Below are 24,561 nucleotides of genomic sequence, written 5' to 3'. Positions count from 1 at the left end.
CCGCGCTTTTCGCGCGAGCCGCAACCGCGCCGCTCACGGGTCGTGCGGAGCGTGCGCTTCGCGCCTCCGCGACCGCACTTTTCGCACGAGCCGCGACCGCGCCGAGAGCGCTTCAGCCGCGGTCGAGCGAGTGCAGGTACTCCGCGTTGCCGCGGATCGCCGCTTCGTACCGCAGCAGGTCCTCGGTGCGGATGTGGTCGACGGCCAGCTCCATCAGCGAGGCCACCGCCGCGTCGCTGCGCCCTGCCGCGTGCAGCGACAGCGCGTGCCACATCCGCACCGATTCCGACTTCGGGTACAGCGCGAGAGCCTGGTCGAGGGCCGCGAGCGATTCGTCGTACCTGCCCAGGTTGCGCAGCGTGCTGCCGTACTGCAGCAGGCAGCGGCGCAGCGTGTCGCCGGTGAGACCCGCATCCATCGCCTGCTCGTAGTAGCCGAGCGCCGTCTCCTCCTCGCCCGCCGTGTCGTACGACCCTCCGACGTCGTAGAGCACGTACGCGTTGCCTGGGTTCTCGGCCAGCACCTCCAGGAAGGCGTCGATGGTCGGCTGCATGTTCTGCCTGTCCCTGCGGTCGAAGATGTCGCGCAGACGCTGCTCGAGGTGCGGGGTGACATGGGCGACCATCGGGGTTCCTGTTCCTGTCGGGTTGAGGCCACTAAGTTGAGGCCACGATACCCTTGGGATGCGCGGCCCTGGTCAGCCGCGCGCGAGCAGCCCTAGAAGCGGCCCGGGCACCCGATCGGCGGGAAGGGCGAGCACAAGCGCGCGGCCGTAGTGCTCCTTGCGGCCGGAGGTGGTGCCGAGGAACCGGTGCAGCTGCTGCTCGACCGTCCTCGGCCGTTGCGCCGGCTGCTGCTGAAACATCCGGAACAGTCGCAGATCGCCCTCGTCGTCGAGCACAGCCTCCACTCCGGCCGTTCCGAGCGCCCGGATGAGCTCCCCTTCGAGGTCGGGACGGCAGACGTGGACGTCTGCCGGGCGCATCCCCGCCCTGTCGAAGAATCGCACCTCCGCCGCATCGCAGAGCCCGCGGAGCGCGAGCCCGAGCCCGTCCGGACCGAGCAGGCCGACGTACCGTCTGACACTCATGGCGCCACCCATCGGGAGCACGGCCCAGCCGTCCGCTGCCAGGGAGCGTCCCTGCGTGTCGGCCAGCGCCTCCACCGCGGCGCGGTCGCTGGCTCCCTCGACGAGCACGGCGACGTCGACGGACCCCGGTGGTGCTGGGGCGGCGGCGTCCCCGGCAGACCAGGCCGCGACGGCGTGCTCGAACGCGCGCACCTCTGCGCTGGTTCCGCTCTCGGAGCGGCGGACGCTCGACGGCTCCGACACGCAGCCATTCTGGCACCGAGGCGCTCCGCCGCGCCGCGCCGCGACGGTCGGCCCCCTGTCGCATCCGGAAGGGCGCGGGTACGGTGCGTGCAACAGACCACCATCGAGAGGACAACGATGAAATTCATCATCTTCCTGGCAGGAGCGGCCGTCGGCTTCGTGCTCGGTTCGCGTTCCGGCCGCAAGACGTACGACACCATCAAGCGACAGGTCAGCGGCTTCACCCACTCCGAACCCGTGCAGCAGGTGAAGGGCGCGGCAGGCGACCTCGCCAGTAAAGCCGCGAGCGAACTGGGCGACCGGGTGAGCGACGCCGTGGACAAGGCGAGCGGCAAGCTCGACGACCTCACCGGCAAGAGCACCAGCTAGAGCGGCGTCACGCCCCGAGCGGAGGGTCGGCCAGCAGGCCGACCCGCTCCGCGAGGTACGCCTCCAACGGAACGGCCGCATCCGGGGTCGCGGCGTTCCACCGCACGAACGCCCGCCCGTCGCGCACGAAGACGGGACCAGTGGATGCGCGCAGACCGTCCGCATCCACCTCGATGACCTCGGCGTCGTAGTTCACGGTCTCCCCGGCAGGGAAGTGGCCGCGTTGCGCTGCCGCCCGGTACGCGCGCCTGGTCTCGGCCGACAGCGATTGGTATGCGGGCCTGCCCGGCTCCGTCGCCCGCACGATCGAGCCCGTCGCCCGCAGCACGCCGTCGCCGTCGAGCAGCAGCACGCCCAGCCGCCACACCCGCCCGACCGGGCGCAGCACCGCCTCCCGCGTGACGAGCATCCGGCGCTGGCGGGGGACGAACACGGCCAGCGCCTCGTCGCGCGCACCGGCAGCGACGAGGCGCGCCACCGCGTCGGCGAGCGCCAGGTGGATGCGCGCGACGACATCGGCATCCGCGCGTGCGTCTGCGTCCGCGCCGCTGGCCTGCCCTGCGTCTCCTGCCTCGCTCACGCAACGAGGATACCGAGCGCGCTCAGCGCAGAGGCCAGAGCTCCCGCACTTCGATCCGCCCGAATCGCGCCATCGGGTGCCGCGACGCCAGGTCGATGGCGTCTTCCATCGAGTCGCAGTCGATGACGTCGTACCCGGCCACCCACTCCTTCGCCTCGGTGAACGGCCCGTCCACCACGTCGAGCCGCCCGTGCCGAACCCGCACGGTCTTCGCCTCCTCGATCGGCCGCAGACGGTCCCCGTCCGCCTCCCTCCCGCGTGCATCCACCTCGGCGATCCACTCGTCGATGTTGTCCTCGCTCTCGCGGTACGGCTCGCCGTCGAGAGCGGTCTGGATCAGAAACAAATAGCGCATTCCGTGCCTCCTGAAGGGTGACGTTACGGTAATACGTCGAACGGCTCGTGGTGGTTTCGACTAAACGGTCAGCGCGCCGCATTCGACGTTTCGGACCCTCGGCTCGCTAGCATGAGGGTTCCGAACGAAGGACGGGTGTTCTGAAAGCCCCATCTCGCAGCCCACGCGGAGCAGTGTCGAGCATGATGCTCGCGACGACGATCTCCCGCGCGACGGGGTTCGCCCGCAACGTGCTGATCGTGCTGCTGATCGGCGGCACCAGCGCCGCCGTCGGCGGTCAGGCGTTCGGCGTCGCCAACGAGTTGCCAACGCAGGTGTACGGCCTGATTGCCGGCGGCCTGCTCGGAGCCGTGCTGGTCCCCGACATCGTGCGCGCCAGCCGGGCAGGCGATCACGGTGACATCAACCGGCTGATCACCTTCAGCGTGTGCGCGTCGCTCGTCCTCACCGTCGCCCTCACCGTTGCGGCGCCTGTACTGGTCCGACTCTTCGCGTTCGGCTAGCCGGAGGAGTGGCTGACGCTCGCCACTTCGATGGCGTACTGGTGCATCCCCCAGGTCTTCTTCTTCGTCGTCTACACCGTGCTCGGACAGGTGCTCAACGCGCACCGAATCTACGGCCCGTTCGCGTGGGCTCCTGTGGTGTCGAACGTGGTCGCCGTCGCCGGGCTGGGCGTGTTCGCGCTCGCCTTCCCGTCCACGAACACGGCGCCCGATGCGTGGACGACGCCGATGGTCATCGTGCTCTGCGGAGCCGCGACGCTCGGGGTGGCGGTCCAGAGCGCGATCCTCGTTCTCTACCTCCGACGCCTGCCGTTCCGCATCCGCTGGCAGTTCGGGATGCGCGGGATGGGCGGGTCCGGGAGGACGGCGGCGCTCGCCTTCGGCGGTGTCGTCGCCGGTCAGCTCGCGTTCCTGGTCGTCAGCAACGTCGCCAACGGCGCGGGCGCCGAACTGCACGCGGCCGGGATCGACGGGGCCAGCCTCAACTCGTTGAACAATGCGTACCTGGTCGCGCTCCTCCCGCACGGCGTGTTCGCGGTCGCCCTGACGACGGCCCTCTTCACCCAGATGAGCCACCACGTCGAGGAGGGCCCACGCGACCTGGTCATCGAGGACACGCGATCCTCGCTGCGGCAGCTCGCGTTCGTCTCCGGGCTGTTCACGGCGATCCTCGTCGGTTGCGGCGCCCTGGTCGGCGCCGTCCTGTGGAACAGCACCGTGATAGGGGACGTGCTCACCCTGCTGGCGATCGGGATGACCGGGTTCAGTCAGATGTACGCGCTCAACAGGGTGAGTCTCGCACTGCGGTCCGGCGCGAGCGTGCTCGTCGCGCAGGTCGTCGTGGCGATCATCACGGCGGGAGCGGGTGTGGTCGCTCTGTTCGTGCGAGCCGACGTCGCCGTTCCGACGATCGCGGTCGGCATCTCGGTCGCCAACCTCGTGGGATTCCTGGTCAGCGCGTCCCTGCTCATCCGCACCCTGCGCCGACTTGGTGAGAGCGTGCGCATCATGGAGCTCTTGCGTCCGCTGTGGCCGAGCGCTGTCGGCACGGTGGCTGCCGGGGGCGGGGCATTGCTGGTGCGGACGACGTTGATCGATGTGCCTACCGGATGGTGGGAACGCGCGGGGCTGCTCGTCGTGAGTGCGTCTGTGGTCACCGTCGTCTATCTGGCGGTCACCCGGATCTGTGGGGACCGGATTATGCAGTCGTCCGCGGCGGCGCTGTTTCAACGCGGACGGCGCTGAGCCGCCAGATCACCCCGTCACGCCGTCAGCGCGTGCGCATCCCGCGTCGCCTCGACCGCATCCTCCTGCCGGATGGAGAACGCGTTGTCGTCGCGCACCAGCAGCAGTTCGACGCCGTGCGCGTGCCGCAGCACCACGAGGGCGGAGGTGTCCGTCTCGAGGACGCGTTCCACCTGGCGGAGGAAGATGCGCGCCATCTCGTCGCTGACCCGGAATTCGCGGCCGAGGGCGTGCACGATGTAACCGGGCGCTGCCGCCGGGCGGGCTTCGAGGTGTGTCTCCGCGCGGAAGCGGTCGCACGCGTGCTGGTCAGCGTGGGAAATCGTCATGGTTCCTCCGTCGGTCGGAACTCGAACGGTAGACCGTTCCCCGAGGGGGTACAGGGGTTGCGCGACGGCCCCAGTCATGCATCCGGGCGGAGAAGGCGGCGATGAGCGCAGAATAGGGCAATGAAGACTTTCACCCTTCCGAACACCACCGTCGAAACCTCGAACATCATCCTCGGCCTCATGCGGATCACTCCGCTGGACGACGAGCAGATCCGCACGCTGGTGCGTTCAGCTCGGGATGCGGGCATCACGATGTTCGACCACGCCGACATCTACGGCGACGAGCGGCACGGCTGCGAGAAGCGGTTCGGCGACGCCGGTGCGATCCCCGCTTCGGAGCGCGACCAGGTGCAGATCCAGTCGAAGGTGGGCATCAGGGACGGCTACTTCGACTTCTCCCGCGAGCACATCCTGACCACGGTCGACGAGTCGCTCTCTGCCCTCAAGACCGACTACCTCGACCTCCTGCTCCTGCACCGCCCGGACACCCTGGTCGAGCCGGACGAGGTCGCTGCGGCGTTCGACGAGCTGTTCGAGTCGGGCAAGGTCCGCAACTTCGGCGTCTCCAACCAGACCCCAGGGCAGGTCGAGCTCCTGAAGCGTTCCGTCCGCCAGCCGATCGTGGTCAACCAGGTGCAGCTCAGCATCACCCACTCGCCGATCATCGCGCAGGGCATCGCGGCGAACATGGCCGCCCTCGACCAGTCCATCGACCGCGACAACGGCATCCTCGACTACAGCCGCCTCAACGGCATCACGCTGCAGGCCTGGTCGCCGTTCCAGAAGGGCTTCTTCGACGGCGTGTTCCTCGGCGACCGCGAGAACTACCGCGAACTGAACGACGTGATCGACGCGCTCGCTGCGAAGTACGACGTGCAGCCCGCCGCGATCGCCGTCGCCTGGATCACCAGGCACCCCGCCAACATCCAGGTCGTGCTCGGCACCACGAACATCCACCACCTGCTCGACTCCGCCGCGGGCAGCGACGTGCCCCTCACCCGCGAGGAGTGGTACCGCCTGTTCACGACGGCGGGGCACATCCTCCCGTAGCGCGCAGCGTTCACGGGACCCTGTCGGCATCGTGCCGGTATGGTCGGTCTGCGACTTCCGTCGCGCCCGAGAGGATCATCGAGTCGGCCAATGAGCACCATCAACCCACTGGTCGCCTGGAGTGCGCTGACTCTCGTCTCGATCGCATGCACCGTCATGATCGCCCTCTCCGGGCGGCTCTGGCGCCGGTACACGTCCGACTCCGTTCACAGAAGGAGCATCTACGTCGCCTGGGTCGGTGAGATCCTCGCCCTGATCGGCGTTGTCATCCTGCCTGTGCTGATGATGAGCCTTGCGCCCTCGCTCGGCGATGCCGGTGGAATCTTGATCGCCTGGCTGGCGATCGCGGGCGGGCTGGTGTGGTGGTCGTATCAACCGGATGCGGGAGCCTGGCAGCCCGTCATGATCGGGGCGGCAACCGTGTTCCTGGGTGCACTGGTCGGGTTCGGTGTGCAGTGCGCGGTGCAGGAGGCCTGGTGGGGCCTGGCCGTCTTCACGGGAGGCGCCCTCCTGGCGATCGTCGGGCTGGCGGTGCTCGTTGTGCAGCTCAACCTTTCCCGCGGAACATCCGCCGGAGGCGGCCTGTAGGCGACGGACCCGGAACGGTGAAGAAGACGCGTGCCTGGCCGTCGAAGACGTGGGAGGATCAGGGCGTGACCGGGCGAACGATGCTTCTGGACAGTGCCTCCCTGTATTTCCGCGGGTTCTACGGGGTTCCGGATACGGTGCGCGCCCCAGACGGCACGCCGGTGAACGCCGTGCGCGGGTTCCTCGACATCATCGCCAACCTGGTCACCGACTTCGGGCCGGACGAACTGGTGGCGTGCTGGGACGACGATTGGCGTCCCCGGTGGCGGGTCGACCTCATCCCGAGCTACAAGGCGCACAGGGTGGCCGAGGAGAACCCCGGCGGCGTGGACGTCGAGGAGACACCGGAGGCGCTGGTTCAGCAGGTCCCGATCATCCGGGAGGTGCTGGGCGCCATCGGCATCCCCATCGTCGGTGCAGCGCAGCACGAAGCGGATGACGTGATCGGCACGCTCGCGACGGGGGCGGCGCATCCCGTGGATGTGGTCACGGGCGACCGTGACCTGTTCCAGCTCGTCGACGACGCCGCGGACGTGCGCGTCATCTACACCGCGCGCGGCATGAGCAACTTGCAGACGCTCACCGAGTCGGTCGTCGTCGACAAGTACGGCGTGCGGCCGCAGCAGTACGCCGACTTCGCCGTGATGCGCGGCGACAGCTCAGACGGACTGCCTGGCGTCGCCGGCATCGGCGAGAAGACCGCGACCGCGCTCCTCACCGAATACGGCGACCTGGATGGCATCCTCGCCGCCGCGGCCGACCCCGGCAGCTCGATGAAAGCGCCGATGCGCGCCAGGTTCGAAGCCGCAGCCGCCTACCTCGAGGTCGCGCCGCGCGTGGTCGAAGTGGTGCGCGACCTCGACCTGCCGACAGTGGATGCGCGCATCCCCACGCCGGACGACACCCAGCTCGCAGTCCTCGCCGCCCTCTCCGAGAAGTGGGGTCTCGGCGGCTCCCTGGAGCGGGTACTGCTCGCTCTCAAGAAGGACCGCTAAGCTCTGAGGCAGCGTCCGGCGATTTTCTGGCCGTTTCTTCGCAGCGATCCGCTGCCGACCGGACACTCACCGCACCATCCGCCCCTGCAGGTTCCGCGCAGCATCCGCCGCCGACCGCATCCAGGGGCTAGCAATCTCGCGCGTACCGCCGAACGGTTCGCGCAACACCGTCCGCGTCTTGAAAGGCGTGGTCGACGGGTCGCATCGCGTGGCCCGCAACACGAATAAAGGAATGACGATATGGCCACCGGCACCGTCAAATGGTTCAACTCCGAAAAGGGATTCGGGTTCATCGCACCCGATGACGGAACGAAGGATGTCTTCGCGCACCACAGCGCGATCGTCGGCGGCGACGCCGGCCACCGCAACCTCGAAGAGAACCAGAAGGTCGAGTTCGACACCGCCAACGGCCCCAAGGGTCCGCAGGCGGAGAACATTCGCGCCCTCTAGGGTTCGCTTTGTACGACGGGCAGGGTGGCTGAGCCGCCCTGCCCGTTTCTTGTGCCCCGGAGGCGCCCGCCCCGCCGCCTACTGCTCCCCTGGCTCCCAGCGCCACAGTTCCCGCTGAGCGAGCAGCGCCAGCTCGCGGAGCACGTCGAGATCCGTCTCGGACTCCGTCGGGTCGCGCGCCGTGCGGCCGAACACGCAGATCGCGCCGATCCGGGTGCCGTCCGGCGCCTCGACGGGGTAGCCGGCGTAGAACCGCAGGTGCGCGGGGCCCGTGACCATCGCGTTCTCCGAGAACCGAGGGTCGTCTTCCGCGTTCGGGACCACCATGCCGTCGTCGGTGGCGATCGTGTAGATGCACACCGACTCCTCCAGCGGGAACTCGGTCAGCGCCGTTCCGCTCGACGCGAGATGCCACTGCTTCTCGTCGTCCAGCACGGAGAACAGGGCGATGTCCGACTGCAGCGTGCGCCTGGCGGTGCCGATGAGCCCGTCGAGCCGTGCATCGGGCGAGCGCTCGTGCAGGCGGAGCCGCTTGATCGCATCCACCCGGTCGGTGGCGGGCGCCGGTGGGATGGCGGTGACGGAGTCGGCGAGATCCGGCGCGACGACATCGGCGATCTGCCGTGCCCAGAACAGGTAGTCGGCAGGGGTGCGGTGCCCGGCGCTCGCGTTGTGCGGGGGCGCGCCCAACGGGATGAAGACGGTCGCCGCCGAACTCGCGCACACCTCGGCGGCCCGGCGGTTGAGCTCGGTGGCGGTGCGCTGCACGATGTCGCCGTACTCGTTGTCGTACGGCCGAATCGAGCGGATCGGCTGGCAGCCGAGCCACACGATGGTCGCGTCTGTCCGCGACCGGATGCGGCCGACCAGCGTGCGCATCCTGGCCTCCCACCGCTCGGGTGCCACCCGGTGCAGTGCATCGGTCATGGTGACGCTGACGACGACCGCCGCGTACCGGGACAGGTCGGCGTCGTCGAGGAGTGCGCCCACCGAGCGCACGCCCGTGTCGGTGCCCGGGATCACATCGACGACGGCACCGCGGCCGGTGGTCGCAGCGACGGCGCGGGCGAGCGCGCCCGGCAGGGCGAGATCGTGACTTCCGACGCCCCAGCCGGCGACAGGGCCGGAACCGACGACGAGCATCCGGATGCTGTCGCGCCCTGCAGCGTACGCCTGCGGCGCATCCCTCGGTCGGATCGTGCGCGAGCGCGCCGATGCGACGCGCCACAGCCACACCCGCGACGCGAGATTGCGGAGCGGGGACGGAAGCGAATCGACCTGCACTCTTCGACGGTAGCCCGGTAACGCGCGTGCAGCGAGCGTGCGGGCGGCGACACGCTGGCGGTCAGAGCGCGCCAGGGAGCCGGTCGAGCGTCATCGACCAACCGGCGTGGCAGTCGATTCCGTCCCAGTACGCCACCTGCTCCTCGGTGAGGTGCGGCGGCAGCGCCTGGTGCAGGCGCAACTCGGTGCGGTCGCCGGGCAGCGGCACGAGCTCGACCGTGACGCGGGGGACGTCCACGGCGTCGCGAGCGGCCGCATCCACCGGCAGCTCCGGCCAGCCGTCGACCGCTCCCCAGTCGAACACGATGCGCTGTCCGGGGGTGAGCTCGCGGTACACGCCGCCCGTCAGGTAGCTGGTGTCCTCGTCGATGACCATGCGCTGCCGCCATGCGCCCCCGACGGTCGGGTCCACCTCGATCGGCTCGTCCACGTGGCCGTTCCCGCTGTAGAACCAGCCGAGCATGTCCGGTTCCGTCCACGCCTGGAACACCCGCTCCGGCGGCGCATTCAGCACGCGCACCACCGTGAACCCACGATCCGCGTCGCCCGCGCGCGTCCCGCTCCCCGTGTCGTCTGCTTCGCTCACCATTCCTCCTCGATTGCGCCCGATCTTCCCACGCCCACGGTCTCCACGACAGGGCGGACGATAGGGTGAACGCGACCCCTTCCCAGCTCGAAAGGCTCCGACGTGTCCGATCTTCGCCCGATCGCCGCAGCACCCAGCATCCTCCGCACGTCGTTCTGGCTGTGGATCGCCAGCGCCGTGGTGTCGTTCCTCTCCGGGATCGTCGGGGTGCTCGTGGCCGTGCAGGCAGGGGCGTCTGGCTCGTCGGCGACGGCGGTGATGGCCGGTGCTGTCGTCGGCGCCATCATCGGCGCCGGCCTCAGGGTCGTCATCGCCGTCTTCATGGTGAAGGGCGTCAGCTGGGCGCGCATCATCCTCACGATTTTCGGCGGTCTGACCGCTCTCACCTCGCTGCCGTCGCTGTTCACCGGCGACCTGCTCGGGATCCTCGTGCTCGCGCTCACTGTCGCCGCCGGGATCATGATGTGGTCGCCCGCCGCGAGCGCGTACCTGCGCCGCCGCTACTGACGGGGCGAAGAGTCTCAGAAACAATTCCGTCACGAATCCCCGCTAGCCGGTCTTATCTGCTGAGCACACACGGGGGGAGTCGGCTCCTGGCCCATTCGGGTTTGGCGGGGTCACACCGAAGGGACCGGCAGAACGCCGATTCATGACGACGATGGCGCGACCGGCATCATCGTCGCCTCTGGCGGTGTCGTGCTCACCATCCTCGTGATCGCGCCCTGACAGGTACGCCGCAGCAGTCATCCCCGCGCTTCGGGGTCACGCCCCTCGTTCGAGCCCGTCTGGTTGAACAGATAGTAGATGCTCAGCCCGGCGATTCCGACCAACATGGCCGGTGCGTAGACGACGCCCACGCCGGTGAGCAGCGGGTAGAACACGATCCCGGCCCCGAATCGGCGGAGCGCGCGGCGACGGTCCACCGGCAGCATCGAGCCCGACCGCACCTGAGCCAGGGTGATACGCCCGTACACGAACGTGAAAGCCACCGCGAAGCCCGTCGCGACACCACCGTAGAGAACGGCGGCGACGCGGATGTCGGCCGGGCTGCCATCGGCGAGGGCGCCAGCAAGCGTCGCGGTCGTGAACGGGACGGCCGTGACGAACATGAGCAGGATGAGGTTCCAGAACATCAGTACCCTGTCTACGGTCGTCGCCAGCCGGAAGATCGAGTGGTGGTTGACCCAGATGACGCCGATGACGAGGAAGCTCACCACGAAGGCCACGAACGACGGCCAGGATGCGGCGAGCTGGGACAGGAGGCTGCCGCCCTTGCCGGGGTCGAGATGCAGATCCAGCACCAAAAGCGTGATCGCGACCGCCAGGACTCCGTCACTGAACGCCTCGACCCGCCCTTTGTTCATTGCTCGTCCAGCACTACTCGGTCAGCCATGCCCAACGTCTCCCGGTTCCTCGTTCCCGCCTGAACAGCTCGAGCTAGCGCCATCCAGCGGCTTCGAGCACTTCCTGGGCGATGTCGCGGACGGATCGTCCGTCGGTCGATACCCGGTATACCGTGCTCTCGGTGTCCAGTCGAGCCGCCGCGGCCCTGCTGCGTTCGACGTGCTCCGCAAGCGCCGTGCCGATTTCCCGCTTCGCGAGTCGCCCGGCTGCCGTGTCGTCCGACGCTGTGAGCAGTACGCCGAACGAGCGGACGTCAGTGCCGAGCGCATCCGTGAGCGACGGCATCTGGAGCACGCTGACCGTGTTGGTGAAGATCAGGCGCGAGTAGCCGGCGGACCGGTAGTTCCGCCACATGGCGGCCAGATTCTGCTCGGCAAGGTCGACGCCCTCTCGCCACGGCTGCGGGTACGCCTGATCCAGATTGTCGCCTTCGATGAGGGCGTGACGGATCTCGGCTTCCGCCAGCATGAGCGATGCCTCCGCCGCCACACTGGACTTCCCGACTCCCGAACGGCCGCCGATGAAGATCACGTCGGTGTGGATCTCGATATCCATCCACTCATCCTTCCGTGCGTCGAGACCGCTGACGACCCACCGGGACGTTCAGGGCTTCCCAACGATCAAGCGAAGCGACCCGTCGAACGATGGCTGGGTGCGCAGGTGACCGTGCGTGGCGTCCCACGCTCCGCTGGCGAGGTCGGCGCGGAGGGTGCGCTCGAACCGGTCGTGGACGGCCCGGCCGACGAAGCTCCAGGCGGAGTTCGCCAGCCGGGCGCCTGGGTCGAGGAGTTCCTCCGGTCTGCCGTAGTACGCCTCGGAGAAGCCGTCTGTGCACTCCAGTGGGATCGGCACCGGCGTGACCGTCACCGTCCCGCCGAGGCCTGACCGGAGGTCGGCGATGGACGGGTATCGCCCTGCCTCGGTCGCGATGACCTCCGGCGCGTAGTCGTTCAGCCAGGACGACCGCAGCGCGTCCGGGTCGCAGGTGAGGATCACGACAGGTCCGCTCGTGACCCGGCGCGCCTCGCGCAGGCCGGCGTGCAGGTCGCGCCACTGGTGGACGGTGAACGAGGCGAGGGATGCGTCGAAGGCGGCGTCGGGGAACGGAAGGTGCTCGGCGACGGCGTCGATAACGGGAGCGGAGCCTGCTGGCCGTTGCGCGCGCATCGCGGCGCTGGGCTCGACGGCGGTCACGTCGAGGTCGGCCGGTTCGTACGAGCCTGCACCTGCGCCGATGTTCAGCAACGATGTCGCGTCTCCCACAGCGTCCTGGATCGCCGCGACGAAGGCCGGTTCCGGTCTTCGGTAGCGGGCGTAGTCGACACCGATGCTCCCGTAGTCGGCGTCGCCCGCGCTGCCATCCTCGCTCCTCGGAGCTGTTCTGCGATTGTCTTCGGACATGAGACCACTGTCATCCAGGAAGCGGAGCGGCGCCATTGGCCTGCAAGTCAGCGCCCGCAAGGATCACGCCAACAGCGCCGGGCCCGACTCCAGCTCCAGCAGGTCCTCGATCGTCTGCCGCCGACGGATGAGGCGCGCAGCCCCGCCGTCCACCAGCACTTCCGGCGCCAGAGGGCGCGAGTTGTAGGTGGACGACATGCTCGCCCCGTATGCGCCTGCGTCGTGGAACACGACCAGGTCGCTGACCTCGACCGCGGGAAGCCGGATCGTCAGCACCTCTCCGCCCTCCGCCTGCGTGAAGACGTCGCCTGACTCGCAGAGCGGGCCGGCGAGCACGGTCTCCGTCGTCGCTCCCGTCCGCTCGGCGCCGTCGGCGTCGAGGACCGTCACGCGGTGCGCAGCGCCGTACAGCGCAGGCCGCATCAGGTCGTTGAAGCCGGCATCCACCAGCACGAACCGGTTGGCGCCCACCCGCTTGAACGCGCGCACCTCGGCGACGAGCACGCCGGAGGACGCCACTAGGAACCGTCCGGGCTCGATCTCCAGCCGCACCGGATGACCGAGGTGCGCAGCCAGGCGCTCGCGGGCCGCATCCCAGAGCCGGAAGTACTCGTCGGTGTCGAGCTCCTGGTCGTCCTCGGCGTACGGGACCGGCAAGCCGCCGCCCGCCGAGATCGCCGGCACGTCACGCCCGGAGGCGATCACCAGCTCGACCATCGCATCCGCCACCCTGGCGAGGTGCTCGAAGTCGGCCCCCGAGCCGATGTGCATGTGCAGCCCGGCCAGTTCGAGCCCGAAGCGGTCGACGATCGCGAGACTGTCGGCCAGCTCCTCGTGCCAGATCCCGTGCTTGCTGAACGCGCCGCCCGTGTTCGTCTTGCGACTGTGCCCGTGGCCGAAACCGGGGTTGACCCTGATCCAGACGCGATGCCCTGGAGAGGCCTGCCCGAGCTGTTCCAGCATCTGCGGCGACCCGCAGTTCACGGTGACCCTGTCGCGCACCACGCGCGCAAGGGTGGGGCGGTCGAGAACGTCGGCGGTGAACACCACGGGGTCGTCGTCCTCATCGGCACCGGCAGCACGGGCAGCGTCAGCGCCCACCGGATACCCTGCTCGCCGCGCCCGTTCGAGCTCCCCGGCGGAGACCGCATCCACCTGCACCCCCTCCTCCCGCATCAGCGACAGGATGTGGATGTTCGAGCACGCCTTCTGCGCGAACCGGATCGTGTCGAACGACCGCAGCGCGGCGATCCTGTGCCGGATGCTCGCGGCGTCGTACACCCACACCGGCGTCCCGGACTCGGCCGCGATCCCCGCGAGGCCGACGGCCCCGGCGACGACGGGCACTAGTCCTCCACGTACAGGCCGAGCTGTTCGCCGAGCCTGTCTCGTTCGAGGAGCCGGCGACCTGCGCCCTTCGCGCTCGCCGTGGTCAGGGTGGTGAGGATGTGGATGACGAGGGCGACCGAGGTCGGCGAGTTCGCGAACGACGCGCTCGCCGTGTCGACCACGAGGCACTCGTCCGCGATCGCGACGAGGGGCGCATCCGGAGCGTCGGTGATCACCACGAGGGTGCCGCCGGCCTGCTTGAACAGTTCGGCCATGTCGATCGTGTACTTGCGGTAGCGGGCGAGCGAGAACGCCACGAGCACGTCGCTGGTGCGCACGTCGCTGAGGACGTCGAGCGGGCGCACGATCGTGCCGTCGATGAGCGTGACGTTGGCGAGCCCTGCGCTCAGGTCCATCGCCAGCAGCGATGCGAAGGTGAACGACTTGGCCGCGCCGAGCACGAAGCGGCGGCGGGCGGCGACGATGAGGGCGGCGATCCGCTCGAAGGACGGGTCGTCCTTGGCCCAGTCGAGCGCGTGCGAGAGCTGTTCACGCTCCTGTTCGACCACGCGACGCTTGAGGACGAGCGCCGATCTGCGCTGCACCCTGGCGTCGTATCGTTCGTGCGGACTGTTGAGTTCTCCCGGATTCACAGTTCACCCTTCCGAAGCCGTAGACAGCAGTATCACAGGAGATGCCTCCGCAGTTCATCGCCGGCAGAGCGCATGATCGCGAGCACGCGGTCGCGCACCTCGGAGCCGCGCTGCCAATTGGCGAGCACGGCGTACGCGATCCTCCGGCCGGGCGACATCACGAGCCCGGTGTCGGCTCGCACCGTGGAGATCGTTCCCGTCTTGTTCCAGAGCCACACGTCGCGATCGAAGTAGTAGTGGGCGAGCGGGTCGAGGCCGAACGCGGAGGCCACCATCGACAGATCCATGCCGGCGCCGAGCCAGCGCTGCAGCGTGTCGGAGGAAGCAGCGCTGAGGTCGGCGGCGTGCGCCGTCCTGGTGACGAAGCGCACGAGCTCCTCGGCGTTCGCGTGCGAGAGCGTCCGCGGGGCGCCAGGAGGCAGGGGCCAGCGGACGACGTCGTCGAGGCCGGAGTGTTCGTAGCCGAGCGCGCGGGTGTGCTCCTGCACGGTGGGAAGGCCGATCACCCTGCAGAGCGTGTTCGTGGCCGCATTGTCGCTGACGGCTCCGATCAACGCGGCCACGTCGTAGAGCGACAGCGTGTCGGCCTGGAGCAGATACCAGAGTCCGGAGTTGTCCATCCACTCCGATGGGCGCCGCGTGACGCGGTCCTCGAGGGAGCGGGTGCCGGCATCCACCTCGGTGAGCAGCCGGTGCAGCAGGAACACCTTTCCGACGCTGGCGGTGTCGAGGACGAGGTCCGGCCGGTGGCTGAACAGCGTCTCACCCGAGTCGATGTCGACAGCGAGCGCCGAGAACCGGAGCCCGGGCAGGTCGTGTTCGAGGTCTTCGAATGGGACGCTCACGAGGCTGGGATTCCTGTGACGTGCGCGCGCAGCTGCTCGCCGATGCCGTGCATGGCGCGCAGCACGGGCGCGCGCAGATCGTCGGCAGAGTCCTTCCAGTTCGCCGCCACAGCATAGGCGACGGTCGCTGCGGGGCCGGCGAGGTGACCGATCTCGATGCGGGCGAAGGAGGTGCTTCCCGTCTTGTGGCGCAACACCATGCCCTGGTACTCGTCGTCGACGTGCGCGAGCGGATCGAGGAGGAGCGCATCGGCGACCATCGAGGTGTCGACGTCCGCCGAGAGCCAGTCCAGCACACGCGCGCTGACGGAGGGCGAGACCACGTCGCCGGAGCCCAGCTGGCGCATGAGCTGCGCGAGCTCCGCCCCCGTGCCGTACGACGGCGTCCACGGCAGGTCGGGGGTGCGCTCGTTGCGGATGAAGTCGTGCAGAGAGGTGTCGGAGAAGCCGAGCGACGGCGCCACCGCGCGCACCCTGTCGAGCCCGCACAGCCAGAGGAGGGCGTTGGTCGCGAGATTGTCGCTGACGGCGCCGACGAGCAGGGCGGCGTCGAGCACGGTGACGCGCTGATCGCGCATCCGGTAGAGCAGCCCGGAATCGGCGACGCGATGCTCCTCCGGGATCTCGATGCGCTGGTCGGGGTCGAGCTCTCCTGCCTCCAGCCCGCGGGCCACCTCGATCAGCAGGAACACTTTGCCGATGCTCGCCGTCTCGCAGACGACGTGAGGCTCGTGGGTCGCGAGGGTGCTTCCTGTCACGGCGTCGATCACGCTGACCGACCACCGCACCCGCTGGTCGAGCGGGGGGAGACGGACAGCCATCAGAGCGATCCCCCGATGGTCAGCCGGACGGGTTCGTCCGGACGGGCGACGAGCGTTCCGTCGACGTTGAGCGGGATGCTGAGGGCGTCAGGGTCGTGCCCGAAGCCCTGCTCCCACAGCACAGGCACGCCGAGGCTCGGCAGCAGCTCCTCCGCGAGCGCCCGCACCGCTTCGAGGTCGCCGCAGTTGTGCCACGACCCGAGGACGATCCCGGATGCGTCCGCCAGTCGTCCGGCGCGGCCGAGCTGCACCAGGAAGCCGTCGAGCCTGTACGTCTCCTCGTCGACGTCCTCGAGGAAGAGGATGCCGCCTGGACGGTCGAGCGACTCCGCCGCGCCCATCGCGCCGGCGAGCAGGCTGAGGTTGCCCCCGGTGAACCGTCCCTCTGCGACCCCTGGCACGAGTACGGACGTCTTCCGGCCGACGATGTCCCGGCCGCGCCACGGCTCGAACAGCCAGCGTCGCACATCGTCGCGCACGAACGCCGAATCGCGGAACACGTCGTTCCCGACCATCGGGCAGAACAGCGTCGGAACGTCCAGGTTCACCCGGAACGCCTCGTGAAGGGCCGTGATGTCGGATGATCCGGTGAGGAGCTTCGGGCGTCCATCGCGACGGAGCGCAGCATCCCGCAGCTGCCCCCAGTCGAGACCGTCGAGCAGCCGCATCGCGCCGTAGCCGCCCCTGATGCACACCACGGCGTCCGCGTCGGGGTCGAGCCACGCATCCACCAGGTCTTGCCGGCGTCCGTCGTCGGCCCCGGCGAGGTAGCTCGCGCGTGGATGCGGGTCGAGCACGTGCTCGCCGACGACCACCTCCAGCCCCCAGTCCCGGTAGTAGCCGACCGCGCGCTCGAGGCTCTCGGCGCTGCCCAGCCCGGACGGCGACACGAACCGCACGCGGTCGCCTGGCTGCAGGGGAGCGGTGTCGAGGTACGCGGACCTGTCGATCGCGATGGTCGGCGTGCTCATGCCAGCCTCCGCTCGATGCTGGGTGCCGCCGCGAGCAGACGGCGCGTGTACGGGTGCTGCGGATCGAGCAGCACCTGTTCCGTCGGTCCGTACTCCACGATGGCTCCCTCGTACATGACGGCGACGGTGTCGGCGATGTTCCACGCCAGCCCGAGGTCGTGCGTGATCACGAGGGCGCTCAGGTCGAGCCTGTCGCGCAGCGAAAGCAGCAGCGCCAGGATCTCGCCGCGCACCGAGGCGTCCAGCGACGCCACCGGCTCGTCGGCGACCAGCAGTTGCGGGCCGACCGCCAGCGCGCCGGCGATCACCGCTCGCTGCCGCTGACCGCCGGAGAGCTCCTGCGGGATGGCGCGGAAGAAGCGTTCCGGCGGGAGCAGCTCGGCGTCGGCGAGGCTCTGCGCAACGCGTTCCTGCTCGTCGCCCTGGAAGCGTTGCACCCGCAGGCCCTCTGCGACGGACTCGTAGACGCTGATCTTCGGGTTCAGAGCGGCAGACGGGTCTTGGAGCACCATCTGCACCTCGCTGCGGAAGTCGCGCAGGGCGCGTCCCCGGTGCGGGATGTCCTTGCCGCGGAACCGGATGACCGACCCCTCGTCCGCCCGCTGCAGCCCGACGATCGTGCGGGCCAGCGTGGTCTTGCCCGACCCCGACTGCCCGACGAGCGCCAGGATCTCGCCCCGCCGGAGGCTCAGGTTCACGTCCTTCACGGCTGCGAGCGGTTTGCCCCGCCCGTGATACGTCACGGTGACCCCGCGCGCTTCCAGCACAACATCGTCCGAGAGTTCGCGCGTCTTGTCCGTGACGGCGTCCGTGCGGCGGGTCACGGGGTTGAGGCGTGACGCGGGGTCGCCGATGGTCGGGAACGCCTCCGACAGCTGCCGGGTGTACGGGTGCTGTGGGCTCGTGCACACCTCGTACGCGTCTCCGACCTCGACCAGCTCGCCGTCGCGCATGATGGCGATCCGCTCGCAGGCGGTCGCGAGCACCGACAGGTCATGGCTGATCATCAGCATCGAGATGCCGCGCTGGGCGACCAGGGCGCTGATCATGTCCAGGATCTGCTTCTGCACGATCACGTCGAGGGCCGTGGTCGGCTCGTCGGCGATGATGATGTCCGGTTCGCACGCGAGGGCCATCGCGATCATGACACGCTGCTTCTGGCCGCCGGACAGCTCGTGCGGATACGCCTCCGCCTTCGCCGGTGCCAGATCGACGGCGTAGAGGAGTTCGAGTGCGCGCGCCTTGCGGGCTTTGTCGGTGCGCCAGGCGTCGGAGACGTGCAGTTCCAGCGCCTCCACGATCTGCTGGCCGACCGTGCGCACGGGGTTGAGGGAGTGCATCGCGCCCTGGAAGACGATGGAGGCCTCCGCCCACCGCAGCGCCCTCAGCTCGCCGAACCGGAGGTCTGCGATGTCGGTGTCGCCGATCAGGACGCGGCCGCCCAGCCTGGCGTTCGCGGGCAGGAGACGCAGGACGCTCATGGCCAGGGTCGACTTGCCCGATCCGGACTCGCCGGCGATCCCGAGGGTGCCGCCTGCGGGCAGCACCAGCGAGACGTTCTTCACCGCGGCGATCTCGCCCTCGTCGTTTCGCCCGGCTGTGCGGTAGGTGATGCAGACGTCGTCGAAGGTCAGATCCGGCATCAGCGGCTCCTCAGAGTCGGGTTCACGATGGTCTCGACGGCACGGCCGATGAGGGTGAAGGCGAGGACGACGAGCACGATCGCGATACCGGGCACGAGGATGTACCACCAGTAGCCGGCGGTGGCTGCCGAGACGTCCATCGAGTTCTTCAGCACGGAGCCCCACGATTGGAGCGTGGTGTCGCCGAGCCCGAGGAACGACAGCGTCGACTCCGCGATGATCGCCGAGCCGACGGTGAGCGTGGTGTTCGCGAGCACGAGCGGCAGCACGGCGGGAAGCAGGTGCTTGACGATGATGTGCCAGTGCCCCGCCCCCAGCACCCTGGCGCGCTCGATGTAGTCGCGCGATTCGACAGAGAGGGTCTGTGCCCGCACCACGCGCGCTGTTCCGGCCCACGAGGTCAGGCCGATGGCGATGACGATCGTCCACACGCCGCGCGAGAGCACAGAGGAGAGGACGATCGCGAGGATGAGCGACGGCAGAACGAGGAAGAAGTCGATGATGCGCATCAGGAGGCCGCCGGTCCAGCCGGTGAAGTGCCCGGCAGCGATGCCGACGATGGTTCCGATGATCATCGACACCGCGGTGGCGGCGAAGCCGACGAGCAGCGAGACCCTGGCGCCCCAGATCATCCGCACCCACAGTTCGCGTCCCTGGTCGTCGGTGCCGAGTGGATGCGCGAACGACGGGGGAGCGAAGCGCGGCTGGTCGAGGAGCTTGGTGACGTCGAGCATCCACGACGGCGCGAGGACGGGGGCGAGCAGCGCGAGCAGGATGACGACGACGAGGAAGATCAGTCCGGCCATCCCAGCGCGGCTGTGGGAGAACTCCCGGCAGAAGCCGCCGAAGGCGTGCCGCCGCCGCGCCCACGCCATGCTGCGGGGTGAACGTGCTGCGGTTGCGGTGGTGCCGCTCATCCGCGCCTCACTCTCGGGTCGAGCCGACGGTACACGAAGTCCGCGACGAGGTTCATGACGATGATGATGGCCGAGAACACCACGAAGGTGCCCTGCAGCAGAGGCAGGTCCGGTCCCTGGATCGCCTGGTAGGTGAGTTTGCCGAGACCGGGCCAGGAGAAGACGGTCTCCACCGTGACGGCGCCGGCGATGAGCCCGCCGATGTGCATGAACACCAGCGTCACCGTGGGGAGCATGGCGTTCGGAACGGCGTGGCGCCTGCGGAGGTCGTCATCCCTCAGCCCTTTCGCCCGCGCGGTGACCAGGTAGTCGGCGCTCTTCTCCTCCATCACGGATGCGCGCATCACCATCACGTACTGGGCGTACACCACGGCGACCATCGTGATCACCGGGAGCACCATGTGCGATGCGACGTCGAGCACGACGCCGAGCGGGTCGTCTGGAGGGTTGGGAGACGTCATGCCGCCGGTGGGGAACCAGTGCAGCGTGCCGCCGAACACCATCAGCAGGATCAGAGCCAGCCAGAACGTCGGCACGGACCACAGCACCAGCGAGGTGCCGGTGGTGACCTTGTCGAACAGCGAGCCGGGTCGCCAGCCCGCCTTCTGACCCAGCCAGAGGCCGAGGGCGATGGCCAGGATCGCGGACGTCCCCGTCAGCAGGATCGTGTTCCAGAAGTACTCGCCGATGAGCGATGCGACGCTCTGCTTGTAGACGTAGCTCTGGCCGAAGTTGAGGGTGAAGACGTTGCCGAGGTACTCGCCGAACTGTTGCCAGAGCGGCTTGTCCAGGCCGAGCTGCTCGCGGAGCTGCGCCATCTGCGCGGAGGTCATCGGATGCTCGCGCGCCATCGCGGCGACCGGGTCGCCCGGCAGGATCTTGAAGGCGAAGAACCCGAGGACGATCACCATCAGGAGGCTGATCGCCGCTCCGCCGATCTTGTTGAGCGCGTATTTCAGCGCGGGGGCGCTGCGGACGGTCGCCTCGCCTTTTTCCTCGAGGATCACCGCCTCGGTGACGGGGGTTGCGTTGCTCATATGCCTTCTCTTCTGACGCGACGGGAGAGCGGTGGCCGCGACGGGAGTCCGCCGCGGCCACCCGATCGACTACTCGACGTCGGCGCTCTTGCGTCGGCGCACCACGAAGAAGATGATCGCACCGATCACGATGAGGACGATCACCCCTCCCGTGACGAGAAGGCCGACGTTGGGGCCCGAGTCGCTGCTTGAGCCGTCTGCGACGGGGGCGACGTCCATGAAGCCCCAGTAGCCGGACTGGTTGGCGATGATCCCGCCCTTCGACGGCATCATCCGGAAGTCCGTGAACCGGTCGGAGCGGTATGCCTCGAGGCCGTTGGCGTACCAGTACACGATCTGAGCGGTGTCGGTGAAGTTGAGCTGCAGCATCTTCTGGACGATGGCTTCGCGCTTCTTCGCGTCCGTCTCGGTCTGCTGCTCCTTGTAGAGCTTGTCGTACTCCGGGTTGCACCAGCCGTCCTGCGAGGTCGCTCCTGTGCCGTCCGTCTTGGTCGGCAGGCTCGAGCAGGTGTTGATGCTGAGCTGGTAGTCCGGGTCGGGCCCGACGCTCCATCCGCTGAAGTAGATGTCGTAGTTGCCTTTCAGCGTGTCGGCGTTGATGGTGTCGGAGTCGGTCGAGATCAGCTGGATGTCGATGCCGATCGCCTTCATCCACGGCTGGAAGTACTGCGCGGCGGTCTGCTCCTGCGGGTCGGTGGCGTCGACGAAGAGGCGGAGCGAGAGGCGCTGGCCGTCCTTGACGCGGATGCCGTCCGCTCCGGCCTTCCAGCCGGCGGCGTCGAGCTTCGCTTTCGCCTTCTCCGGGTTGTACGCGAGCGCCTTCACGGCCGAATCGTCGGTGGGAAGCGTCCACTGCGGGTACGACGACGGGATGAAGCTCGTGCCGGGGTTGCCGAGGCCGTTGAGCACCTTCGACAGCAGCGTGTCTGTGTCGGTGCCCATCCGGATGGCCTGACGCACGTCCACGTCCTGCAGTGCGGGGTTTCCGTTGCCGAACGGCTGGCCGTCGACCGTCTTCAGCCCGGAGTTGAAGCTGAACGAGGAGAAGCGGCGGCCGATGCCCGAGTGCTCGGTGATCCCCTCCGCGCCCTTCAACGCCTGGTACTGGGTGGGGGTGAGGCCGGTCACGAAGTCCACGTCGCCGGAGCGGAGCGCCTGGACCTGCGCGTCCGAGTTCGTGTAGTACACGTACTGGATCGTGTCGATCTTCGGGGCGCCCTTCCAGAACTTCGGGTTCGCCTTCATGGTGATGAACTGGTTGGCCTTGTAGCTCTCCAGCAGGAAGGGGCCGGAGCCGACGACGTCTTTGTCGTTCGCGTATGTGGCGGGATCTGAGATCTTCTCCCAGATGTGCTTGGGGAGGATCGGGACCTCGATGCCCGGGTTCGGTGCCTGCGGTGCCTTGAGGTCGATGACGACGGTCTTGGCGTCCGGCGCCTTCACGTCGGAGAAGTTGGCGAGGAAGTTGCCGTTCGCGACGGCGAGGTCGGAGTTCGTCATCATCTGATCGAAGGTGTACTTCACGTCGGCCGACGTGATGGCCTTGCCGTCGGACCAGGTGAGTCCGTCCTGCAGGGTGTACACCCACTTCTTGCCGCCGTCTTCGACCTTCCAGTGGTCGGCGAGGCCCTTCGTCGGCGAACCGTCGACGTCGCTGTTCTGCACCAGGTTCTCGTACATGTAGCGGAAGAGGTTGGTCGGGAGCAGGTAGATCGAGGTCCACGGGTTGAAGCTGTCGACGAAGCCGGAGGTCGCGATCCGCATCGTCTTGGCATCCTTGCCGGACGAGGGGGACGAGCTCGGGTCGGCGGCGTGAACGCTGTGCGGTTCCGCGGCATTCGCTGCGCCGGCCGGTGCGGCGATGATCGCTGCTGCTGCAACGAATGACAGCGCGCGGATCAGATGTTTGCGGTGCCTGGTGCGCATGGGAGTCCTTCCATCGGCCGAGGTCCAGAGCAGGACCACGAGGGTTGCAGTAATGGAACAGCATGGAGCACGTCCGGGTCAACGTATTCGTACCAGATGTTAATGAATTCGTAACGGCGCGGGGATGGAGCGCATTACTGCCAGTTCACGAATTCTGCACACAATTGCGCGCGCAATCGCCCGATTCGCACACCAAACCGGCGCAAAACGCCGGATTCGTGAACAAAGTGCCATTCAGCGTCCCGTCCGGTATTCGCGAATATCCGTTGCGGGTGGAAGATGATCCGTACCGGATAATTCCACTCAGGCGAGGAGAAGCGATGCCAGGGGTACCGAGGGCCGATCCGCCGGACATGTGGCGCACCCGGCTGGTACGCGCAGACACGGACGCAGGATGGACCGGGCGACAGTGGATGTCCGGCGTGCTCGAACCGGGATGGGCGGGCGATCCTGGCGCAGACCAGGCCGTCGCGTCGTGGAACCTGGACCCGGCCGCCACGGCCGTGGTCGAACTGCGCGCGCGCACCGCCGACGGCCGCTGGCATCCCTGGCAGACCCTGGCGCACTGGGGCAGCGAAGGCGAGCGCAGCAGCCTGGCGCGGCCGGAGGCCGGTCTCACGCACGCGGCGCCGACGGTCGACACCGACGTCCTGACGGCGGGGAGCGCTGGCCGAGTCGACGCTGTCCAGCTGCGCGTCACCCTCGGAGAGGCCGCGGACAGCCAGGCGCTGCGCCTCGCCGCGGTGAGCTTCAGCTCCCCTGGTGCTGCGTCTGGGCCCGCCGCCCTCGGCCCAGGAGCCGCGACGGGAGCGGTCGGCGTCGCCGCTGCCGTGCAGCCGCTGTCCCAGCGCGCCTATCCCGCTCGCGGCGACCTCGGCGGCGGAGGCCCGGCCTGGTGCTCGCCGACGTCGCTGACAATGGTCGCGGCGGCGTGGGGTGCGGAGATCCCGTCCGCAGCGGACGAAGACGTCCCGCCCGGCGCCGACCCGCGCGTCCCGTGGATGGCGCGCGCTGTGTACGACACGGCATACGGCGGCACCGGCAATTGGTCGTTCAACGCCGCTGTCGCCGGGGCGCTCGGCTTCGACGCGCTGGTGACGAGGCTGTCGTCCCTGCACGCGGCTCGGACGCTGACGGATGCCGGCATCCCGCTGGTGGCGTCCGTGTCGTTCGCTGCAGGCGAGCTCCCCGGCGCGGACTACGACACCCCAGGTCACCTGCTCGTGATCCGTGGCTTCGACCCCGACGGGGATGTGCTGGTGGCCGACCCGTCGAATCCCGGCGGCGTCTCCGGCCTGCGCAGCTATCCCCGCCGCGCCTTCGACGACGCATGGTCGCACAGCCGCCGCACGGCCTACCTGATCGTGCCGCGCGGCCACGCGCTGCCGCCGAGCCCGGCAGGGGAGTGGTGAGGTGACGCCGGAGCGGCGGTCAGCGAGCCGGACGAGCGGGCACGGCTGGGCTCTCGAGCACCGCCGTGAGCAGGTCGATCCGTTCGCCGAGCGAGCTGAGCGACAGATGCTCGGTCGCCGCGTGAGCGCCGCCGCCACGCGGGCCGAAGCCGTCGACCGTCGGGATGCCGAGGCTCCCGAGAAGGTTCGTGTCTCCAGCGCCGCTCGCCGGCCGGCCGGTCACGACCTGTCCGATGCGCGCGCCGGCGGTCGCGATCGCCGACAGCAGCTCGCCGTCGGCGGACGACGGGCTCCAGGCGGGGCGATGACTGAGCAGCTTCGTCGCGATGACCGCCCCGCTTCGCACCGGGGAGAGCGTGCGCAACGCATCGAGCACGGCGCCCTCCGCCTGCCCGTCCAGGAACCGCAGCCCGATCTCGGCTTCCGCCTCCGCCGGGATGACGTTCGCCCGGCCGCCGCCCGCGATCGTGCCGACGTTGCAGAGCACCTCCGAGCGCAGCGATGCATCCGCCACGATGGCCCTGAGCGCCACCAG

27 protein-coding genes and 1 pseudogene are annotated in these 24,561 nt (G+C 68.8%); 8 read left to right on the top strand and 20 right to left on the bottom strand.

Features of this window, described 5'->3' with window-relative positions:
• Nucleotides 1-112: 112 nt before the first annotated feature.
• Nucleotides 113-625, bottom strand: a complete 513-nt coding sequence (locus ACIRCZ_RS10805) for a tetratricopeptide repeat protein (protein WP_055897550.1) — start codon at nt 623-625, stop codon at nt 113-115.
• A 72-nt stretch (nt 626-697) separates the two neighbouring features.
• Nucleotides 698-1,333 (bottom strand): TOPRIM nucleotidyl transferase/hydrolase domain-containing protein, encoded by a 636-nt coding sequence (locus tag ACIRCZ_RS10800; protein WP_235500546.1) that lies wholly within the window; start codon nt 1,331-1,333, stop codon nt 698-700.
• Between the two features lie 117 nt (nt 1,334-1,450).
• Between ACIRCZ_RS10800 and ACIRCZ_RS10795 the strand changes: the two genes are divergently transcribed.
• A complete protein-coding gene (locus ACIRCZ_RS10795; RefSeq protein ID WP_055897553.1) occupies nt 1,451-1,702 on the top strand; it encodes a YtxH domain-containing protein in 252 nt (83 codons plus the stop codon).
• A 7-nt stretch (nt 1,703-1,709) separates the two neighbouring features.
• Here ACIRCZ_RS10795 and ACIRCZ_RS10790 read toward each other — a convergent pair whose 3' ends face one another.
• Both ACIRCZ_RS10790 and ACIRCZ_RS10785 read right to left on the bottom strand, forming a co-directional pair.
• Nucleotides 1,710-2,282, bottom strand: coding sequence for a hypothetical protein (locus ACIRCZ_RS10790; protein ID WP_055897555.1), 573 nt, complete (start codon nt 2,280-2,282; stop codon nt 1,710-1,712).
• A 22-nt stretch (nt 2,283-2,304) separates the two neighbouring features.
• Complete coding sequence (locus ACIRCZ_RS10785; RefSeq protein WP_402852805.1) at nt 2,305-2,637, bottom strand: YciI family protein; 333 nt, start codon at nt 2,635-2,637, stop codon at nt 2,305-2,307.
• Nucleotides 2,638-2,819: 182 nt separating this feature from the next.
• Between ACIRCZ_RS10785 and murJ the strand changes: the two are divergent.
• Nucleotides 2,820-4,385 (top strand): annotated as a pseudogene (gene murJ, locus ACIRCZ_RS10780) (murein biosynthesis integral membrane protein MurJ).
• A 17-nt stretch (nt 4,386-4,402) separates the two neighbouring features.
• Here murJ and ACIRCZ_RS10775 read toward each other — a convergent pair.
• Nucleotides 4,403-4,714, bottom strand: coding sequence for a hypothetical protein (locus tag ACIRCZ_RS10775; RefSeq protein WP_055897564.1), 312 nt, complete (start codon nt 4,712-4,714; stop codon nt 4,403-4,405).
• A gap of 120 nt (nt 4,715-4,834) precedes the next feature.
• Here ACIRCZ_RS10775 and ACIRCZ_RS10770 point away from each other — a divergent pair, with 120 nt between their 5' ends.
• From ACIRCZ_RS10770 to ACIRCZ_RS10755, 4 genes are all read left to right on the top strand, one after another.
• A complete protein-coding gene (locus tag ACIRCZ_RS10770; RefSeq protein ID WP_055897567.1) occupies nt 4,835-5,764 on the top strand; it encodes an aldo/keto reductase family oxidoreductase in 930 nt (309 codons plus the stop codon).
• A 90-nt stretch (nt 5,765-5,854) separates the two neighbouring features.
• Nucleotides 5,855-6,352 carry a hypothetical protein gene (locus ACIRCZ_RS10765; protein WP_402852802.1) on the top strand — a complete coding sequence of 166 codons (498 nt, stop codon included), beginning with the start codon at nt 5,855-5,857 and terminating at the stop codon, nt 6,350-6,352.
• Nucleotides 6,353-6,432: 80 nt separating this feature from the next.
• Nucleotides 6,433-7,347, top strand: a complete 915-nt coding sequence (locus tag ACIRCZ_RS10760; protein ID WP_402853612.1) for a 5'-3' exonuclease H3TH domain-containing protein — start codon at nt 6,433-6,435, stop codon at nt 7,345-7,347.
• A gap of 240 nt (nt 7,348-7,587) precedes the next feature.
• Nucleotides 7,588-7,797, top strand: a complete 210-nt coding sequence (locus tag ACIRCZ_RS10755; RefSeq protein WP_055897570.1) for a cold-shock protein — start codon at nt 7,588-7,590, stop codon at nt 7,795-7,797.
• Between the two features lie 78 nt (nt 7,798-7,875).
• Here the strand turns inward: ACIRCZ_RS10755 and ACIRCZ_RS10750 are convergent, their stop codons facing one another.
• Together ACIRCZ_RS10750 and ACIRCZ_RS10745 are read right to left on the bottom strand one after the other, a co-directional pair.
• Entirely contained in the window at nt 7,876-9,081 is a 1,206-nt protein-coding gene (locus ACIRCZ_RS10750) for a GDSL-type esterase/lipase family protein (RefSeq protein ID WP_055897572.1), read from the bottom strand.
• A gap of 61 nt (nt 9,082-9,142) precedes the next feature.
• Nucleotides 9,143-9,667, bottom strand: a complete 525-nt coding sequence (locus tag ACIRCZ_RS10745; protein WP_402852797.1) for an SRPBCC domain-containing protein — start codon at nt 9,665-9,667, stop codon at nt 9,143-9,145.
• Between the two features lie 102 nt (nt 9,668-9,769).
• On the opposite strand from ACIRCZ_RS10745, the gene ACIRCZ_RS10740 reads away from it, so the two are divergent.
• On the top strand, nt 9,770-10,174 hold the full coding sequence (locus ACIRCZ_RS10740; RefSeq protein WP_402852795.1) for a hypothetical protein: 405 nt from the start codon (nt 9,770-9,772) through the stop codon (nt 10,172-10,174).
• 236 nt (nt 10,175-10,410) lie between these two features.
• Here ACIRCZ_RS10740 and ACIRCZ_RS10735 read toward each other — a convergent pair whose 3' ends face one another.
• From ACIRCZ_RS10735 to ACIRCZ_RS10680, 12 genes are all read right to left on the bottom strand, one after another.
• Nucleotides 10,411-11,031: a TMEM175 family protein gene (locus ACIRCZ_RS10735; protein WP_402852792.1), complete on the bottom strand. Its 621-nt coding sequence runs from the start codon at nt 11,029-11,031 to the stop codon at nt 10,411-10,413.
• 73 nt (nt 11,032-11,104) lie between these two features.
• The gene (locus tag ACIRCZ_RS10730; RefSeq protein WP_402852790.1) at nt 11,105-11,626 is read right to left on the bottom strand and encodes an adenylyl-sulfate kinase; all 522 of its coding nucleotides are present in this window, start codon (nt 11,624-11,626) and stop codon (nt 11,105-11,107) included.
• 48 nt (nt 11,627-11,674) lie between these two features.
• Entirely contained in the window at nt 11,675-12,472 is a 798-nt protein-coding gene (locus ACIRCZ_RS10725) for a class I SAM-dependent methyltransferase (protein ID WP_402852788.1), read from the bottom strand.
• 63 nt (nt 12,473-12,535) lie between these two features.
• Nucleotides 12,536-13,819 carry a diaminopimelate decarboxylase gene (gene lysA, locus ACIRCZ_RS10720; protein ID WP_402852785.1) on the bottom strand — a complete coding sequence of 428 codons (1,284 nt, stop codon included), beginning with the start codon at nt 13,817-13,819 and terminating at the stop codon, nt 12,536-12,538.
• A complete protein-coding gene (locus ACIRCZ_RS10715) occupies nt 13,819-14,454 on the bottom strand; it encodes a MurR/RpiR family transcriptional regulator (protein WP_055897608.1) in 636 nt (211 codons plus the stop codon). Before ACIRCZ_RS10715 ends, lysA begins: the two co-directional genes overlap by 1 nt.
• 32 nt (nt 14,455-14,486) lie before the next feature.
• The gene (locus ACIRCZ_RS10710) at nt 14,487-15,299 is read right to left on the bottom strand and encodes a serine hydrolase (protein WP_402852781.1); all 813 of its coding nucleotides are present in this window, start codon (nt 15,297-15,299) and stop codon (nt 14,487-14,489) included.
• Nucleotides 15,296-16,120 (bottom strand): serine hydrolase, encoded by an 825-nt coding sequence (locus ACIRCZ_RS10705; RefSeq protein WP_402852778.1) that lies wholly within the window; start codon nt 16,118-16,120, stop codon nt 15,296-15,298. The genes ACIRCZ_RS10710 and ACIRCZ_RS10705 overlap by 4 nt, the downstream gene beginning before the upstream one ends.
• The gene (locus ACIRCZ_RS10700) at nt 16,120-17,091 is read right to left on the bottom strand and encodes an LD-carboxypeptidase (RefSeq protein WP_402852775.1); all 972 of its coding nucleotides are present in this window, start codon (nt 17,089-17,091) and stop codon (nt 16,120-16,122) included. Before ACIRCZ_RS10700 ends, ACIRCZ_RS10705 begins: the two co-directional genes overlap by 1 nt.
• A complete protein-coding gene (locus tag ACIRCZ_RS10695; RefSeq protein ID WP_055897620.1) occupies nt 17,088-18,734 on the bottom strand; it encodes an ABC transporter ATP-binding protein in 1,647 nt (548 codons plus the stop codon). Before ACIRCZ_RS10695 ends, ACIRCZ_RS10700 begins: the two co-directional genes overlap by 4 nt.
• Nucleotides 18,734-19,651 (bottom strand): ABC transporter permease, encoded by a 918-nt coding sequence (locus ACIRCZ_RS10690; RefSeq protein ID WP_402852773.1) that lies wholly within the window; start codon nt 19,649-19,651, stop codon nt 18,734-18,736. Before ACIRCZ_RS10690 ends, ACIRCZ_RS10695 begins: the two co-directional genes overlap by 1 nt.
• Nucleotides 19,648-20,688: an ABC transporter permease gene (locus ACIRCZ_RS10685; RefSeq protein WP_055897626.1), complete on the bottom strand. Its 1,041-nt coding sequence runs from the start codon at nt 20,686-20,688 to the stop codon at nt 19,648-19,650. Before ACIRCZ_RS10685 ends, ACIRCZ_RS10690 begins: the two co-directional genes overlap by 4 nt.
• Nucleotides 20,689-20,757: 69 nt before the next feature.
• Nucleotides 20,758-22,614, bottom strand: coding sequence for an ABC transporter substrate-binding protein (locus ACIRCZ_RS10680; protein WP_082581528.1), 1,857 nt, complete (start codon nt 22,612-22,614; stop codon nt 20,758-20,760).
• A 320-nt stretch (nt 22,615-22,934) separates the two neighbouring features.
• Here ACIRCZ_RS10680 and ACIRCZ_RS10675 point away from each other — a divergent pair, with 320 nt between their 5' ends.
• Nucleotides 22,935-24,026: a C39 family peptidase gene (locus ACIRCZ_RS10675; protein ID WP_402852769.1), complete on the top strand. Its 1,092-nt coding sequence runs from the start codon at nt 22,935-22,937 to the stop codon at nt 24,024-24,026.
• A 19-nt stretch (nt 24,027-24,045) separates the two neighbouring features.
• On the opposite strand, the gene ACIRCZ_RS10670 is transcribed toward ACIRCZ_RS10675, so the two are convergent.
• Nucleotides 24,046-24,561: M20/M25/M40 family metallo-hydrolase (locus ACIRCZ_RS10670; protein ID WP_402852766.1), on the bottom strand; the 516-nt coding region annotated here is incomplete at its 5' end.

It is taken from the genome of Leifsonia sp. NPDC102414 (assembly GCF_044765685.1).
Classification (GTDB): domain Bacteria; phylum Actinomycetota; class Actinomycetes; order Actinomycetales; family Microbacteriaceae; genus Leifsonia.
The sequence above is the reverse complement of the archived record's forward strand: the minus strand, read 5'-3'. Positions and strand labels throughout refer to the sequence as shown.